The following is a 15,456-nucleotide window of genomic DNA, read 5'->3' as shown; positions in this document are numbered from 1 at the left end:
CCTCTTTCATCTCCCTCTGGCCAATATTGTTTTTCCAGGCGAAAAGCCAGAGTCGCTAGGATATCCGCCGGTCCAGCCATTTCAGGTGAATTCCGGCCACGAGGGAGAGCAGCGTTATCACCAGCAGCAGGGTGAGGAGGGGGATGGCGCCGGATGTCTCGCTCACCAGCATGCCGGTCAGTGCCGTGAGCGCACCGCCGCACCCGACCGCCAGCGCCCCCATGAGCCCGACGGCGGACCCGGCGAGGTCCGGGCGGATCGACATCGCGCCGGCATTTGCGTTCGGCATGGTCAGGCCGTTGCCGACACCGATCAGCATCAGCGGCCCAAATAATGTATAGGCGTTGCCCATGTCGGCGAGGAAAAAGAGGAGGCAGCTCAGCGATCCGGCAACGGAAGAAAGACGCCCGGCCAGGATCAGGTTGACCAGCGGGACACGATGGGCGAGGCGGCTGGAGAGAAAGGTGCTGAAGGTAAAGCCAATGGTGATCGTCCCCATGCAAACCCCGAGCATCGCCGGCGACAGGCCGAGCATCACCACCGCCACCAGCGGCACCCCGGCAAGAAAGATATAGAAGCCGCTGTTGGAGAAGGCCATGCAGGCGGCGTAGTCCCAATATTTCGCCGATTTCAAAAGGTCCGGATAGTTCCTGAACTGCTGGCGGAAATTCTCGCTGCGGGTCCGGTTTGTCTCGCCGAGGTCGGTCCAGCAGAGCAGGAGCGCGATGACGCCGAACAGCGTGTAGGTGGCAAAGCTCGCCCGCCAGCCGAACAGCTCGTCCAGCACGCCGCCCAGCATCGGCCCGAGCAGCGGCGCGACCGACATCGCCATGGTAATGAGGCTGATGCGCCGCGCCGCCTCCTGTGGCTCGGAGGTGTCACGGACAACGGCAAGGGCAATGGCCCATCCGGCAATGACCACACCTTGCAGAACCCGGAAGGCAAGGAAAACCCAGACATTCGGCGCCAGCGTGCAGACGAGGGAGGCAATGATAAAAATCGTCAGCGCGGCGAGCATGACCGGCCGCCGTCCGTACCGGTCCGAGAGGGGCCCAAGGATCAGCATCAACACCGCCGTAATCCCGAGATACCCGGCAAAGGCGAGCGCCAGAAGGGCGTATTCCGCCTCGAAATCCCGCGCCATGTTGGCAAGGGACGGCAGGAACATATTCAGCGACAAGGTAGATAGCGCGGTAAAGATAACCAGCGTGATCATCCGGGGAGGGGTGGTGGCGGCGAAGGGCATGTTGTTCTCGTTATTTTACTGCACAAAAAAGCCCCCGGGGGATCGGAGGCGCATGGGGTCCCGTTTCGGCGTCCGTTACCGGCCCCCGTGCACGATGCGCGCCACCGTTTCCGGAGCCTTCTTTCTATTTCTCCATTCCATGAGGCAAAGGTTAGGGGGGCGGCGGGATGCGGTCAACCGAAAAGCGGCGACGGGAAAGCGGCGCGAGAAGGTGCTTTCCCGCCGGCGTACCTCTACGCCAGCATGTCAGTCTTGCTGATTTCGCTAGTCGTCTTCGTCTGAGTCTAAGTCTATGTAATCCATCCCATTAGAGTTATCGTTATCTCCGGGATCCGAGGGGGTCGCCGGATTTACAGGCGGCGGCGAAGCTTTGTCCTTGCTGCTCTTCTTTTTCGCCGCATCGGAATCGTTCTCGTCGTCAGATTCTGAATCTCCGCCGAGAAAAGCCAGTTTCTTTGCGAGTCTGGGGTCGTTCATTCCTGGATTGTTATCTCCGAGCGACGCATCATCCTTGCTGTCCTCTTCGATTTCATCGTTGGGGAGATCCTGGTTTTCTGCCTTCTTGTCTTGGGCCGGAGCGTTAACGTCTTTCGGAACCGGCGGGAATCTCAGGAAAATATCGACCGGATCTTTCATCCTCAGGTCATTTTCCGGCATGGAAGTGAGGTATAAAATGGATGTGAAGTATAAATTCGACAGAATATCGCTTTGTTTTTTCTCTTGCAGATATTTGTCAGTTTCGGGAAGGAACTCGGAAAACACATAGTTCATTAAACCGCCGATGAACCTTTTCTGTCTGGGCAGTAACTGCTCATTGAAATCCACGTTTCGCTCATTAATTCGCGAGGCGAAAAAATCGTCGGAAAAATAGCTATCGTAGGTTTTGAAATTTTCGAAGATTCGGGCGTTCACGCGATTGACTTTCTTGTTGGGCTCCTCGTCGTTTTTCTTTTCGTCATCCGAGTTTTTCTGCGCATCGAGTGTTAATTGATTTAAAAAGGGTGAGGTCCAATTATTGTATGATCTGGCAACAAAAACATTGGGGCTTGTCATGTGCCGCTGTGCGAGTTCGCGGACGGATCTGTTCGAGCGAATAAAAAAATCCATATCTTCATGGTTAAAATCTTTCGGCACTATTTTCAGATATTTCGATCGCCATATTCCGTTAATTGCAAGAATTCCGAAATCTGTGTGCTTCGCGCTGAAATAATCAACAAGGCCCAAGGAATCGGTCGGCACGTAGTGGTCAATAAAACCGCCGTTTATGGGAACGCTAACTTTGTAGAAGGTGGCGTTGGCTCTATCATTCGTTGCTACGTAATTTCCGCTCCGCTTACGTGGATTATTGCCTGCGGCTACAAAGAATTGGTGTAACCCGAGTTGTGAGTCCGTTGCCTCGAGCATATGCGCGGCACCTATCGATATTACAATGACTTCGTTGCGCCCTACTGTCGCAATCGCGTCGCCGAGGGTTTTTCTGGTGAAGTCATGAGAATTCCGTCCAAAGAAAAATAACTTGTCCGTCTGCTTCAGGGAGTACAGATATTTCTGTATGGCGAATTTTCCGGATAGATAAGGCGTTAATTTTGTTTGAGGTACAGCCTCTGGAAATTCCATTTTAAAATAATTGAATACTGTTGCACGATGCCCGTCGCTTTCCTCCTTGTCAGTTTTGGCATCCGTCGTGATGGCCGCCTCAAAATAGACACCTTTCAACGCAATTTCGTTGCTTGTGCTGAGGGCCTGAATAAGCGAAATAGGTAACATCGTATATTGGTCTATATCTAAATGGCCCTCTCCGTAAAAGATGACGCGGATATCATTATCGAGAATGAATTTGACGACCTTTTCCTGAAATTCTTTTGTTTGTTGGATCGTGGCTTGCTGTTTTTTCTTGTCCGACATTTGGGGCTCCGTCATTCTGGTTAAAGGATTTCAGCTATGACGCGTGCTTGCCGGGCTTGTGAATGGATGAATTTTCCCGAAATATCGTGCAACGGTTATGCCTGTCCGCCTGGTGCGTTCTTTGGGCTTGCATATCGCGCGCCCGCGTTCCATCCTCATGCGGACAGAACAACAAGAAGAAGGTCCTGCTATGAGTGATCTCAGCCAAGCCGAGCCCGCCTACCGCTGGGTCATTGTCGCCGCGTCCGCCGTGATGCTAGCGGTCAGCATGGGCATGATGGTGAACGGGGCGTCGGTTTTTCTGATCCCGCTCAATCTGGAATTCGGCTGGGACAGGGGCTCGGTCTCGCTGATCAATGTCGCTGGGCTGATGGGGCTCGCTGTCGGTGGCATCGTCATGGGCCGGATTGCCGATAAGAGCTCGACCCGGCGGGTTGCGCTGTTCGGTGCGATTGTCCTCGGGCTCTGTATCCTCGCGGCCTCTCAGGCGAATGAGCTCTGGCAGTTCTATGTGCTTTTCTTTATCGCCGGGGCGCTGGGCGCGGGCGCGCTGTTTGCGCCGCTGGTGGCCAATGTCGGCAATTGGTTTGTGACCGGCGCGGGGCTCGCCGTCGGCATCGTCTCGGCGGGGCAGGCGCTCGGGCAGGGGGGCGTTCCCTATGGTATTGCAATCCTTATCGAGAATATCGGCTGGCGGGAGGCGCTGATGGCGATGGGCGGTTTCACCCTCGTTGTGCTGGTGCCGCTCGCGCTCACCATCCAGCGGGCGCCCCTTGCGGCGCAGGTGGCCGAAGGCGGCGTGGAGGATGAGCCGCCAACCCCCTTGCCGCCGCATATCGTCACGATCTGGCTCAGCGCCGCTGTGCTGTTCTGCTGCACCTGTATGGCGGTACCGCTCATGCATCTGGTGCCGCTTATCCAAGATCAGGGCCTGCCACTTGAAGATGCGGGCAGCGTCATGTTCATCATGATGATCGTTGCCGTTCTCGGCCGGATCGTCTTCGGCAAGCTCGCCGATATTCTTGGGGCCGTCCGGGCCTACTGGATTGCCTCCTGCTGGCAGACGGTGCTGGTGTTCGGTTTTATGCAAATCGAGAGTTTAAGCGCCTTCTATATCTTCGCCGTCATCTACGGCTTCGGCTATGCGGGTGTAATGACCGGCGTTATCATCACCGTGCGGGAGCTCACCCCGGTTGCCAAGCGCGCCTCGGCCCTTGGGATTACGACGGTCTTCGCCTGGATCGGCCATGGTGTCGGCGGTTATCAGGGCGGCTTTTTCTTCGATCTGACCGGAAACTATACGCTCACCTACGCAAACGCAGCGATGGCCGGTGTGATCAACCTGATTATCGTCGGCGCACTCTATTTCACCATTCGCAAGCGGCGACCGCCACTCTCCATCGCGGCGGCATAACGACATATCAACGGTTTTCTCGTTGCCGCTTGTACAGTTGGGGGTTAGGCTGAAGTTCAGCGTACCCTGAGGAAATGAAAATGATAAGTGAATTGCATCTGCCCCTGATCCTGATTGCCGCGTTCGTTGCGACGGCGAGCCCGGGACCGGCGACACTTGCCATTTCCGGCCTGTCGATGAACTCAGGGAGGCAGTATGGGCTTGCGATGGCGGCGGGGGTGACGACCGGCTCGCTTCTCTGGTCTGTTTCGGCGGCGTTCGGGCTCGGCGCGATCATGCTCGCCAATGCCTGGGCGTTCGAGGTGGCGCGCTATTTCGGTGCGGGATATCTGCTGTATCTTGCCTATAAGTCTGCCCGTTCGGCGATGACGCGTGGCACGGTTGTGCAAGCGAGCCTGTCCGCCCGTAGTTACCGGGCCGCCTATGGTAAGGGGCTTGCGTTGCATCTCACCAACCCCAAGGCGGTGCTTTTCTTCGGCTCGCTCTTTTCCATCGGGGTGCCGACGGATGCGCCGCTTTCCTCGCTGGCGATTATCATCCTCGCCGTTGGGGTGCAGAGCGCCCTTGTCTTTCATGGCTATGCGCTGATCTTCTCAAGCGCACCAATGGTTGCGGCCTATACGCGCCTGCGCCGCTGGTTCGAAGGGGTCTTCGCCGTGGTCTTCGCCTTCGCCGGGTTCAAGATCCTTACCGCCCGGTTCGGCGGGTAGCCCGAAGCGGAGGCAGGCGCGCGCCGTTCACTCGGGCATATTCTCGCCGGAGCCGCCAAGCTCGGCCGGTACGTCCTTCATTTTCGGCAGGCCGTCCTTGATCCGAAGAACGGTTTCCGCGTAGTGCACATGAAGCGCGGGCTCGAATTTCAAATCGGGAATGGTGGCGGCATAAACATCAATCAGCCCCATTTCCGGGTGATTGGTCATGACGTGGCCGCCGCAAATATTGCAGAACTGCCGTTCGCTGCCCGGGGTTTTTGCATAACTCGCCAGATTTTGCTTTCCCTTGAGGACCTCGACGGCGTCGGGCTTCCAGAGTGTGAAGGCGTTGACTGGGCCCGCTGACCAGGATCGGCAGGAATTGCAATGGCAATATCCCATCGCTTCGGGGGCGCCGGTTGCCTGAACTTCGACGGCCCCGCAAAAGCATGTTCCGTTGTAACTTTGCCCCATAATAAATCCTCCTAGTCTGTATATTAGGAAGGAGGATTTTACAGGTTATGCGGAGTGAGGACAATGATAGTCCGGGACCTCCGGCTACTTCTTTTTCTTGGCCTTGTCCTTCTTGGACGGCTTGGCGTCTTTCTTCGCCTTCACATCCTTCTTTTTGGTGTCCTTTTTTGATTTCTTGGACTTCTCGTCCTTGTAGGCCTTCCTGGATTTTTCAGCCTTTTTCGCCTTGGCAGGCTTGGCGTCCTTCTTCTTGTCCTTCTTCGGCTTGTCGGCCTTGGCGTCTTTCTTTGCCTTCTCGGCCTTCTTCGCTTTTTTCTTGTCGGTTTTGATCGCAGCAGCGGGAACTTCCGGGGTGGCTGCGGCCGGGACCGGGGCCTTTACCGGTGCGGCAGCGATGTTGGAGACGGGGGCCGGGACAAGGGCCGCCTTCGCTGCCTGGATAAGTTGCTCGGCGCGGGCCTCGCCGATACCGGAGACAGTGAGAAGCACCGCAATCTCTGCCGTTGCGAGCTGTTCGGCGGTGGTAATGCCCTTTTCGGTGAGACCGGTGCCCGTGGTCGGGCCGATCCCTTTCACATCAAATATCGTCAGCATGTCAGCTATCCTTGAACAGGAGTGAAAAAGGCTGGCGCGATGCCAGCCTTGTCAATTGCGATGCGATCAGGCCGCTTTCTTGAGGGCTTTCTTCGCTTTTTTCAGTTTTGTTTCCTGCTTGGCGACTTTCGCCTTGCGGGATTTGACTTCTTTTTTAAGCTCTTTGATCTTCGCTTTCTTGGCCATGATATGCCTCCTTCATTGTATTAATCGGTCTATGCGGAAGCGCTAGGCATTTTCCTGATGGGCGTGCTGTTGAAGAAAATCGCGGATGAACCGCCGAACCTCGCGGGCGGCGCTGGTATCCAGTTCGTCGCAAAGCTCGACGAAGCGGTCCCGTTCCTTGCCCTTTATACGAATAATCAACTGGCTGTCTTTCCGTTCTTTCTTCTTCTGCTTTTTCTCTGCCGCCATTGCGTTGCTGCTCCATTGCATCTTCCGACTATACGGAATGCATATCGAATGTATATACATTTTATATTACAGTTTTGTGACAGCCGGGGCAAGCCCGTTCAACCAAAGGACGAGTATTTGCAGATGTAGAGGTTTACTTGTAGATCAGCGTGCCGTCGTCGAGATCGGCGTTGCCCAGCGTTTCCTTGTCGACATAATAGTCCTGGGTATGCACCCAGGGGTCTTTATCTCCCTGCTTGGGCATGATCGCGAGGGCCCGGGTGATGTAGCCCGCATTGAAATTCTCGGGATCGACAAAGGGCTTTTCGGGCATGCCTTTGTCTTCTTCCCTGAGTTCCGGCACCACCATTTTCGCGCCCTTCTGCGCCATATGCTTCATCAGGCGACAGACGAATTCCGCCACCATATCCGAGCGCATGGTCCAGCTTGTGCGCAAGTAGCCGAAAACCCAGGCCAGATTGGGCACGCCGGAGAACATGATCGCCCGGTGCGACCAGCAGTCGCCGAAATTGAGCGGCTTGCCGTCGATGGTGAACTCGATATCGCCGAGCACGCTCATATTGAAGCCGGTGGCCGAGACGATGATATCGGCTTTCAGCTCCTTGCCGGATTTGAGCAGGATGCCGGTTTCCGTGAAATGATCAATCTGGTCGGTGACGACCGAGGCGTCGCCCTTGCGGATCGCCTGAAACAAATCGCCGTCGGGCACGAAGGCGAGGCGCTGCCGCCACGGGCGATAGGTCGGGGTGAAATGCGGATCGACTGGCACGCTGTCGCCGAGATACATCTTCGCGCCCTTGATCAGCTCTTCGCGCAGGCCCTCCGGCTCCTCGAACGAGCGGCGGGTGATCTCCTTCTGGTCGAACAGGACCTTGCGGCGCGCGATCTCATGCACCCATTCGTCGGGCACGTCGAGCTCGCGCAATGTCTCGGCCAGCTCGTCGCGGTTGGCGCGGGCGGAGAAATAGGTGGGGGAGCGTTGCAGCATGGTGATATGGCCGGCCGTGCCCGCCATCGCCGGAATCAGGGTCGCCGCCGTCGCGCCAGAACCGATGACGACAACCTCCTTGCCCGTATAGTCGAGATCCTCGGGCCAGGTCTGCGGATGGACGATCTCGCCTTTGAAATCCTCCATGCCCGGATAGTCGGGCATATAGCCCTCGCTATGGCGGTAATACCCCTGACACATCCAGAGGAAGTTGCAGGCATAGGTTTCAAGCGCGCCGGTTTCCGTGTTGCAGACGCTCAATGTCCATTTTTTCTCCTCGCTCGACCAGCGGGCACTCTCGACCTGATGAGAGAAGCGGATATGGCGGCGCAGGTCATTTTCATCGAGGCTTTCATCGAGATAGCGGAGAATCTTGTCCGCGGTCGCGATCGGGTCGTCCTTCCACGGCTTCCATTTGAAGCCGAAGGTGAAGAGATCGCTGTCGGAGCGGATGCCGGGATATTTATGGGTCGCCCAGGTGCCGCCGAAGGTCTCCTGTGTCTCAAGGAGGGTGAAGCTCTTGGTCGGGCAGAGCTTCTGCAGGTGATAGGCGGCATCGATGCCCGAAATGCCCGCGCCGACGATCAGCACGTCAAAATACTGGGTTTCTGCTGTCGTATCCGGGGTATTGTCGACTGCCACATCCATGGGTTTGTCCTCCTGCTCGCCTTTGGCGTTATTCTTATAGGTAGAGCATAGCTATCTCGCGGCAACGCGCAATAGCAGATTGTGCTCCCTCTTTCTTATGTGTGATAATGGGCGAGATGTTCAATTCGAGGGGGAGACGTTGATGGACAGCTTTAATCTCGCAAATCCGGTTTTCACGGCCTACGCCATTGCCGCATCCTTGATGGTGCTCAAAATCATGGGGCAGGGCTGGATAACCGTCTATCGCATGATGAAGAGTGACTCAGGTCTGGCAACCCCCGAGGATCTTCAAGCGGGCATGATCAATAAGAATCCCCGGCCGGAACAGCTGGAGAAGAACGATTATGTCGACCGGTCGCGGCGGATGCACCGCAATGACCTTGAGAACATCCCGGCCTTCCTGATTGCGGGACTTTTGTTTGTTTTGGTCAATCCGGACATTCTTTGGGCGCAGATATTGTTTTACGGTTTCGTGGTCGCCCGGCTGCTGCACAGTATCGCCTATGCCACCAAACAAAGCCACGAGGTCCGCGCAACCTTCTATACCATTGGCAGTGTGATCGTGATCTATATGGCGATCCATGTATTGATTGTGATACTCTTCTAGAATTCCGGATGCGGGTCCGGGTCCGGGGTATTCGAAAGAAAACGATATGACGGTAAAACGGATTGAGCTCGCGACGGAAAGCCGCCTTAATGAGATATTCAGGCCGGGAGATTTCCTTGACTGCTACACGGTGGCCATTTTGCCGCCTGATCGTCCGCTCCCTGAAATCCTGCAATATGTGCTGATTGAAATGCCGGGATGGGCGCGGACGCTGATGCGTCTCCGCGACAGGATTGTCGGTTTTTTTGGCATCAAGACGACGAAGGAACTTCCCCAGAACAATAGCTTTCGAAAGTCGGTCGCCGTTGGGGATCATATCGGCTTTATGAAGATACGGAGTATGTCCGAGCAGGAAATCATCGTTGGCGAAGACGACTCCCATCTTAATTTCCGGGTGTCCCTCCGGCGCGAACCGGGGGAGGCAGGCCTTGTCTCCCTCGCGACGCTGGTGCATCGGCATAACCTGATCGGGAGGCTTTATCTCGCCCTGATCATGCCGTTTCACAAGCTGATCGTGAAATCCCGTCTTGCCGCCGCGGCGCGCCATTTTTCGGAGCAGGGCTGAACCGGGGTCTCTTATAGTTGCAAAGCAAGTTGATTCTGGACAATATACAGAACCAGTGTCCTGGTTAATACAAATAATGGGGAGAGCGCAGAATGGCAGGCAAGTTTGAACTTTATAAGGACAACGCGGGAGAATTCCGGTTTCGCCTGAAAGCGGGCAATGGCGAGGTTGTTGGATCTTCCGAGGGCTACAAGGCGAAAGCAAGCGCGGAAAATGGTATTGAGTCCGTGATAAAAAATGCATCCGATGATGGCCGGTACGACTTCAAGGAAGGCAAGAACGGCAAATGGTATTTCAACCTGAAAGCCTCTAACGGCCAGGTCATTCTGTCCAGTCAGGGCTATGCCGATGAAAGCGGCGCCAAGGCGGGAACCGGCGCGGTGGCCCGGGCGGCCGACGGCGCAAAGACCGACGACCAGACCTGACGCATTCAGATTTTTAAAGAGGCGAAGCCCGAAGAGCGATCCCCGCGGCTCCGTTCCGTTTGATTACATATCGATTGCTTGGATCACTTCGACGGTGCCGCCGTCATCCATCATCGGGCAGCCTTTGGCGATTTCAAGCGCGGCCTCCATATCCGGCGCATCGATCAGGCTGTAACCCGAGAGCGGGTTGCTGCCGCCGTGATCGAGCACGCCGTCGGCGGTGACGGTTTTCGACATGCCGACGGGATTGCCCGGATCGATGAAATCTTTTTCATGCTTCGTCATCCATGCGCCCCAGGCCGCCATGGATTTCTGCATTCCTTCCTCGGTTTCCGGTTGTTTTCCACCGTGATAGGCGAAGACAAATTTAGGCATTTCTTTCCCTCCTGCTGGTTCTCTTTAATTGGCAATATGTTCAAGTTTTCTGAGCGCCGAGGTCCAACCTTCGGTATGGCTGGCGGCGGCCTCGTCGTCCGAGAGACCCGCATGGATCAGGCGGAACTGCGTGCCGCCAGAGCCGTTGGGGGTCACCTCGAAGCGGATCCGGCTTTCATGGCCGCGCGCGTCGTTCTCATCATGCCAGGCCCAGGTGAGTTCCACGGAATGGGGCGGGTCGACGGCGACAACCTCGCCGGTCACCTTGTAGCGCTCTCCTTCCGCATTAACCATGACCGAGGACCAGGGGCCAGGCTGCGTGAGGTCGAGAACATATTCCGGTACGGTCATGCCCTCCGGCCCCCACCATTTCAGTAAATTTTCTTCTTCCGTGACATAAGAGAAAACGGTTTCCGGGTTGGCGGCAAAAGTCCGCTCTAAAGTCAGGTCGCTCATTTGTTGCTGTTCTCCTTATCAAGAGCCATAGCCAGCCGGTCGAGGCTACCCTCCCAGAAGTCGCGATAACTCATGGTCCAGGCGCTGATGGCTTTCAGTGTTCCGGGGTGGACGGAATAAAGACGGCGCTGGGCATCAATGCGCTGGTCAACAACGCCGGCCTGCCGCAGGATCCTCAGATGCCGGGAAATAGCGGGCGGGGAAAGATCCGCAATATTATGTAGGTCCCCGGCGGACTGCTCCCCCTCCCGGAGGAGCCGCTCGACAATGGCGAAGCGTGTCGGTTCGCCCAAGGCGGCAAAGGTGGATGACAGGTTGTTGTACATAGGCCCTCTTTAATTTAACGATTATGTTAATTAACATATTAGAAAATTAAAAAGAGTCAATATGGAAATGGGGGAAGGCTTACTTCCCGCCGGATTTCAGGCGGATGCGCATGGACCCGCCCTTTGGCGTCTCGACATCGAAAGCGCCCGTCTTTCGGACCAGCTCGCTCAATTTCTGAAAGCCGTAGTTGCGGGAGTCGAAGTCAGGATAAAGCCTGTTGAGCTGGCTACCGACAATGTTGAGAGGGAACCAGCCGTTGTCGCCTTCCAGTTCCGCAATCGCCTTCTTGACGAGGGGAACGGCTTTCGAGGGAGGCGGTTGAGTATCCTTTACGGCAGCCGGATCATCAGAACTCTTTTCAGCCCCACCATGCAGGTTTTCTGTATAGATAAAGCGATGACAGGCCTGTCGGAAGCTTTCCGGTGTTTTCTTTTGTCCAAACCCATATACATCCACGCCCTGTTCCCGAATACGTGAGGCCAAGCGGGTAAAATCACTGTCTGAGGAGACAAGGCAGAACCCATCGAACAATCCCGTGTGCAGGAGGTCCATGGCGTCAATTACCAGCGTGATGTCGGACGCATTCTTGCCTTTCGTATAGGCATATTGTTGCTGAGGGATAATGGCATGTTTTTGAAGAACCGCTTCCCAGCCCTTCAGGTGAGAATCTGAGAAATCTCCGTAAATTCGCCGCACACTCGCCGTTCCAATCTTGGCGACTTCCTCGAACAGGCCGTCGGCTATTCTGGCCGAGGCATTATCGGCATCGATCAGGACGGCGAGGCGGGGTGAGCGGGGTTCGGACATTGTCGGGCCTCTCTATAAGGGCTTTGGGTCGAGCCCGACAATGTCGCATGTACCGTAATTTTACAACCATGATTGTACAACTGCGGCGCCGTTTGTTTCAAATCGGGAGATATCAGGACAGCTTTGCGGCGAAGGTTGCGATCCGTTCGCCATAGAGGCGGGCGGTTTCAAGATCGCCGGAGCGCGGCGCCTCGTCCGGATCGGCATCTACCGGCGAGATAGAGAAGGCCCCGGAAAAGCCACCTGTCCAATTCACGTCCTCTGGCCCGTGTTCCTTCTTGTTGGCGGGGAGCAGCCCGGTTCCGATCCAGACTTGCCCATGCTGCTGTGACAGGGTGAAGAAATAGAGAATGGTGTTGAACTTGTCACCGTTCACTGCGCCGGAATTGGTGAAACCACCCGCGATCTTGTCTTTCCATTCCATGTCAAACCAGCGTTTTGAGCTTTCATCGGCGAATTTTTTGAACTGCCAGGCCGGGCCGCCCATATAGGTTGCGCTGCCATAGATGATAGCGTCGGCCTCGCCAAGGGTTTCCCAGTCATCGTCGCTGATCGTGCCGTCATCAGGGATATTAATGGTGGTGAGGGACACGTCCTGTACCGATGTCACGCCTTCTTCAACGGCTTCCGCCTGTTTTTTTGTGTGGCCATAGCCACTGTAATAGATAAGTGCAACTTTCGTCATTTTTTCTCCCCTTCATTTACGTAAGAGCGAATAAAATCCATGCTCATGTCCGCATGGACTGTTCTTCAGCACATAGGGAGACATTTTGCAAAAAGTTGGGCATTTCCCTGCATTCATAAAAAAAACGGCCGCCGGCTTTTGCGGGCGACCGTTTTCGAGTCAAAAAGAGCGGGTGGGATCAGGCGGCGACGGCGACGCGGTTTCTGATCGCTGCTGTCGCGACCCGCGCCCCATAGAGGCGCGCGGTTTCAAGATCGCCTACACTGGAACCCTGATCAGGAGAGGAATCCGACGGGGCGATGGCGAGGGCACCGGAATAGCCCGCCGTCCAGTTCACGTCGCCGGGGCCATGCTCCAGCTTGTTGGAGGCCTGCAGACCCGTGCCGACCCAGAGCTGGCCATGCTGCTGCGACAGGGTGATAAAGTAGGTGATGGTATTGAACTTATCACCATTGACCGAGGCGGAAGTCGTGAAGCCGCCCGCGACCTTGTCCTGCCAGGCGAGGGTTGCATATTGCTTGGAGCTTTCATCAGCAAATTTCTTGAACTGCCAGGCCGGGCCGCCCATATAGGTCGGGCTGCCATAGATGATGGCATCGGCATCGGCGAGGGTTGTCCAGACGCTGTCCTCAATGGTGCCGTCGGCCGGGATTTTTATGGTGGTGACAGTGACACCGCTGACCGAGGCCGCGCCTTTTTCGACGGCTTCCGCCTGCTTGACTGTGTGGCCGTAGCCGCTGAAATAGATAATGGCAACTTTCGTCATTTTTTTACTCCTGAGGCTTCCGAAGAAGCGTATAATTTTTTCGAGACAAAAAGCAGGTAAGCCCTTTACTTTCTTTTTGCAAGTAGTTACCTAAAGGTAAGTAATGAGATAATTTCAATTTTATTGGAGATTATGGTCATGGCGGCGAAAGAAGATCACACTCAATGCCCGATGGAGAGCATCCTCGGTCAGATTATGGGGCCCTGGACGCCCTATATCCTGTGGCTGCTCTCGAACGAGGAAACCTTACGATTCGGGGAAATTACGGCGCGGATACCCGGCATCTCGGCCAAGGTCCTGACGGATCGCCTGCGCAAGCTTGAGGCTTCGGGATTGATCCATCGCGACTACAAACCGACGGTTCCGCCGACGGTGAATTATTCCCTGACGGAACGCGGGGCGGAACTTCACAGCGTGCTACAGGGCCTGAACGAGGTGGCGATCCGCTGGGATGAGGAAGACCGCCAAGTCGCGGGCGATCCGGGCAAGGAGACAATTGCCGCGGAGTGAGCCGCGTGATAGCCTGAAAGAAAACGGCCGGGCATAGCGCGGCGCAACAGGGAAATCACGTCATGACCGAGATCAATATCCAGTTCACGCTTTTCTCCGCCTTTTACTCCCCGCTGATCTCGACCATGTCGGGTGGGTTCCTGCAGGAGGAAGGGCTGGAGCCGAAATGGTCCGTCTCCGCCCCCGGCGCGTCGGCCATCGATGCCCTGAAGGACGGCAGCGCCCATGTGGTGCAGTCGGCACTCAGTCAGGGGTTTAATGCGCTTGCCCGCGGCGAGACGATGGAGACCACCCATTTCGCGCAAATCAACGAGATGGACGGTTTTTTCCTGACCGCGCGCGAGCCCGATTCCAATTTTAACTGGAAAAAGCTGGAAGGGGCGGAAGTCGTCCTCTTTGGCGGCGGCCAGCCGCTCATGATGTTCAAATATGCCTGCTACAAGGCCGGGATCGATTTCGACAAGATCAAGGCGATCAATGTTGGCGGCGCGGCGGCCATGGACAAGGCGTTCCGCGATGGGCAGGGCCAATATGTGCAGCAGCAGGGCCCGTTTCCACAGCAGCTTGAAGCGGAGGGCATTGGCCATATCGTCGCCCAGGTCGGCAAGCAGATTGGTACTTGCGGCTTTTCCAGCCTGGCGGCGCGCAAGGACTGGCTGGAGACCGACATGGCGGTGGCCTTCATGCGCGCCTATCGCAAGACGCGGGCCTATATAAACGATGCCCCGGCGATCGAGATTGCAAAAGCTGAAAAACCCTATTTCCCGGACATCGAGGAGGCGGCGCTGGCCCAATGCATCCGGACATATCAGAAGCTTGGCTGCTGGTCCCGGCATCCGGAGATTACCCAGCCTGCCTATGAGGCAACCATGGATATCTTCGCTTATAATGGCCTTCTTGAGGAACGCTATCCTTACGGGCGTATCTGCAGCCTGCCGCCCGCCTAAGGGAGCAGGCTGAGGGCGACCGACGCCACCAGCATCACCGCGAACAGGATATTGACGATCCGGCCGATGGTCGGGTTGCGCAGGACGCGCGCAAGTAGCGCCCCGAAGTACAGCCAGATCGAATTGACGAGCAGGATCACAAGGCTGAGCGTGGCGATCTTGACGATGGTATCGAGCAGCAAATTGTCGGGCAGGAGGATGTTCCCTGAATAGACCGCCCCGATGGCGACATAGGCCTTCGGATTGGCGATGGCGAGCAGGAAACCGCCCGCGAAAGAGGGAGGCTTGCTGGCGGTCATGCCGCTGCCGATGACCGGCGCGGTGGCGATCCGGTAGGCGAGATAGAGGATATAGGCGGCGGCGAGCAGGCCGATGACCGTGGTCAGCGCCGGTTCGGCGAGAATGAGCCCCGTAACCCCGACGGCAATCAGCGAGAGCACCCCGGCTGTCCCGAGGATGATCCCGAAAAGATAGTTGGCGGACTTGCCCGCGCCGAAGGCGGCTCCCATGGCGGCAAGGCTCAGGGTTGCCGGTCCCGGGCTTCCCATCAGCGGTAGCGCCGCCAGCACCAGTAATATCAAATCCCCGGTCATTTCGTCTCCGGCATGGTT

Annotated in this window: 20 protein-coding genes; 7 read left to right on the top strand and 13 right to left on the bottom strand. The window is 56.4% G+C overall.

The features are described 5' to 3' along the window. Positions 1 to 55 precede the first annotated feature (55 nt). Positions 56 to 1,246 carry a multidrug effflux MFS transporter gene (locus AACZ19_RS01105; protein ID WP_339630330.1) on the bottom strand — a complete coding sequence of 397 codons (1,191 nt, stop codon included), beginning with the start codon at positions 1,244 to 1,246 and terminating at the stop codon, positions 56 to 58. A 264-nt stretch (positions 1,247 to 1,510) separates the two neighbouring features. Further along, positions 1,511 to 3,151, bottom strand: a complete 1,641-nt coding sequence (locus AACZ19_RS01100; protein WP_339630328.1) for a hypothetical protein — start codon at positions 3,149 to 3,151, stop codon at positions 1,511 to 1,513. A 190-nt stretch (positions 3,152 to 3,341) separates the two neighbouring features. Between AACZ19_RS01100 and AACZ19_RS01095 the strand changes: the two genes are divergently transcribed. Both AACZ19_RS01095 and AACZ19_RS01090 read left to right on the top strand, forming a co-directional pair. After that, positions 3,342 to 4,565 carry an MFS transporter gene (locus AACZ19_RS01095; protein WP_339630326.1) on the top strand — a complete coding sequence of 408 codons (1,224 nt, stop codon included), beginning with the start codon at positions 3,342 to 3,344 and terminating at the stop codon, positions 4,563 to 4,565. A gap of 80 nt (positions 4,566 to 4,645) precedes the next feature. Beyond that, positions 4,646 to 5,275 carry a LysE family transporter gene (locus AACZ19_RS01090; protein WP_339630324.1) on the top strand — a complete coding sequence of 210 codons (630 nt, stop codon included), beginning with the start codon at positions 4,646 to 4,648 and terminating at the stop codon, positions 5,273 to 5,275. A 27-nt stretch (positions 5,276 to 5,302) separates the two neighbouring features. Here the strand turns inward: AACZ19_RS01090 and AACZ19_RS01085 are convergent, their stop codons facing one another. The 4 genes from AACZ19_RS01085 to AACZ19_RS01070 all read right to left on the bottom strand — a co-directional run bounded on the left by AACZ19_RS01085 (position 5,303) and on the right by AACZ19_RS01070 (position 8,375). Then, on the bottom strand, positions 5,303 to 5,731 hold the full coding sequence (locus AACZ19_RS01085; protein WP_339630322.1) for a GFA family protein: 429 nt from the start codon (positions 5,729 to 5,731) through the stop codon (positions 5,303 to 5,305). 84 nt (positions 5,732 to 5,815) lie between these two features. Further along, positions 5,816 to 6,325 (bottom strand): helix-hairpin-helix domain-containing protein, encoded by a 510-nt coding sequence (locus AACZ19_RS01080; protein ID WP_339630321.1) that lies wholly within the window; start codon positions 6,323 to 6,325, stop codon positions 5,816 to 5,818. A gap of 228 nt (positions 6,326 to 6,553) precedes the next feature. Next, the gene (locus AACZ19_RS01075; RefSeq protein ID WP_339630319.1) at positions 6,554 to 6,739 is read right to left on the bottom strand and encodes a hypothetical protein; all 186 of its coding nucleotides are present in this window, start codon (positions 6,737 to 6,739) and stop codon (positions 6,554 to 6,556) included. 133 nt (positions 6,740 to 6,872) lie between these two features. Then, positions 6,873 to 8,375: an NAD(P)/FAD-dependent oxidoreductase gene (locus AACZ19_RS01070; RefSeq protein ID WP_339630317.1), complete on the bottom strand. Its 1,503-nt coding sequence runs from the start codon at positions 8,373 to 8,375 to the stop codon at positions 6,873 to 6,875. Between the two features lie 142 nt (positions 8,376 to 8,517). Here AACZ19_RS01070 and AACZ19_RS01065 point away from each other — a divergent pair, with 142 nt between their 5' ends. The 3 genes from AACZ19_RS01065 to AACZ19_RS01055 all read left to right on the top strand — a co-directional run bounded on the left by AACZ19_RS01065 (position 8,518) and on the right by AACZ19_RS01055 (position 9,972). Continuing rightward, entirely contained in the window at positions 8,518 to 8,982 is a 465-nt protein-coding gene (locus AACZ19_RS01065; protein ID WP_339630316.1) for an MAPEG family protein, read from the top strand. Between the two features lie 46 nt (positions 8,983 to 9,028). Then, a complete protein-coding gene (locus tag AACZ19_RS01060; RefSeq protein ID WP_339630315.1) occupies positions 9,029 to 9,547 on the top strand; it encodes a DUF2867 domain-containing protein in 519 nt (172 codons plus the stop codon). A gap of 92 nt (positions 9,548 to 9,639) precedes the next feature. Next, complete coding sequence (locus tag AACZ19_RS01055) at positions 9,640 to 9,972, top strand: YegP family protein (protein ID WP_339630313.1); 333 nt, start codon at positions 9,640 to 9,642, stop codon at positions 9,970 to 9,972. A 63-nt stretch (positions 9,973 to 10,035) separates the two neighbouring features. Here the strand turns inward: AACZ19_RS01055 and AACZ19_RS01050 are convergent, their stop codons facing one another. From AACZ19_RS01050 to AACZ19_RS01025, 6 genes are all read right to left on the bottom strand, one after another. Further along, entirely contained in the window at positions 10,036 to 10,347 is a 312-nt protein-coding gene (locus tag AACZ19_RS01050; RefSeq protein ID WP_339630311.1) for a YciI family protein, read from the bottom strand. Positions 10,348 to 10,371: 24 nt separating this feature from the next. Beyond that, positions 10,372 to 10,803 carry an SRPBCC domain-containing protein gene (locus AACZ19_RS01045; RefSeq protein ID WP_339630309.1) on the bottom strand — a complete coding sequence of 144 codons (432 nt, stop codon included), beginning with the start codon at positions 10,801 to 10,803 and terminating at the stop codon, positions 10,372 to 10,374. Then, positions 10,800 to 11,129, bottom strand: a complete 330-nt coding sequence (locus tag AACZ19_RS01040) for a metalloregulator ArsR/SmtB family transcription factor (protein ID WP_339630307.1) — start codon at positions 11,127 to 11,129, stop codon at positions 10,800 to 10,802. Before AACZ19_RS01040 ends, AACZ19_RS01045 begins: the two co-directional genes overlap by 4 nt. A gap of 79 nt (positions 11,130 to 11,208) precedes the next feature. Continuing rightward, positions 11,209 to 11,937 (bottom strand): NYN domain-containing protein, encoded by a 729-nt coding sequence (locus AACZ19_RS01035; protein ID WP_339630306.1) that lies wholly within the window; start codon positions 11,935 to 11,937, stop codon positions 11,209 to 11,211. Positions 11,938 to 12,049: 112 nt separating this feature from the next. Beyond that, positions 12,050 to 12,622, bottom strand: a complete 573-nt coding sequence (locus AACZ19_RS01030) for a flavodoxin family protein (RefSeq protein WP_339630304.1) — start codon at positions 12,620 to 12,622, stop codon at positions 12,050 to 12,052. Between the two features lie 178 nt (positions 12,623 to 12,800). After that, positions 12,801 to 13,388 (bottom strand): flavodoxin family protein, encoded by a 588-nt coding sequence (locus tag AACZ19_RS01025; protein ID WP_339630302.1) that lies wholly within the window; start codon positions 13,386 to 13,388, stop codon positions 12,801 to 12,803. 138 nt (positions 13,389 to 13,526) lie between these two features. Here AACZ19_RS01025 and AACZ19_RS01020 point away from each other — a divergent pair, with 138 nt between their 5' ends. Then, entirely contained in the window at positions 13,527 to 13,898 is a 372-nt protein-coding gene (locus tag AACZ19_RS01020) for a helix-turn-helix domain-containing protein (RefSeq protein WP_339630300.1), read from the top strand. A gap of 62 nt (positions 13,899 to 13,960) precedes the next feature. Then, entirely contained in the window at positions 13,961 to 14,845 is an 885-nt protein-coding gene (locus AACZ19_RS01015) for an ABC transporter substrate-binding protein (protein ID WP_339630297.1), read from the top strand. Here AACZ19_RS01015 and AACZ19_RS01010 read toward each other — a convergent pair. Continuing rightward, on the bottom strand, positions 14,842 to 15,438 hold the full coding sequence (locus tag AACZ19_RS01010) for a LysE family transporter (RefSeq protein WP_339630296.1): 597 nt from the start codon (positions 15,436 to 15,438) through the stop codon (positions 14,842 to 14,844). The genes AACZ19_RS01015 and AACZ19_RS01010 overlap by 4 nt on opposite strands. Between the last annotated feature and the right edge of the window lie 18 nt (positions 15,439 to 15,456).

Source organism: uncultured Sneathiella sp. (assembly GCF_963973085.1).
Classification (GTDB): Bacteria; Pseudomonadota; Alphaproteobacteria; order Sneathiellales; family Sneathiellaceae; genus Sneathiella.
Note: the sequence above shows the minus strand (reverse complement) of the source record. Positions and strands in the feature narration are given on the sequence as shown.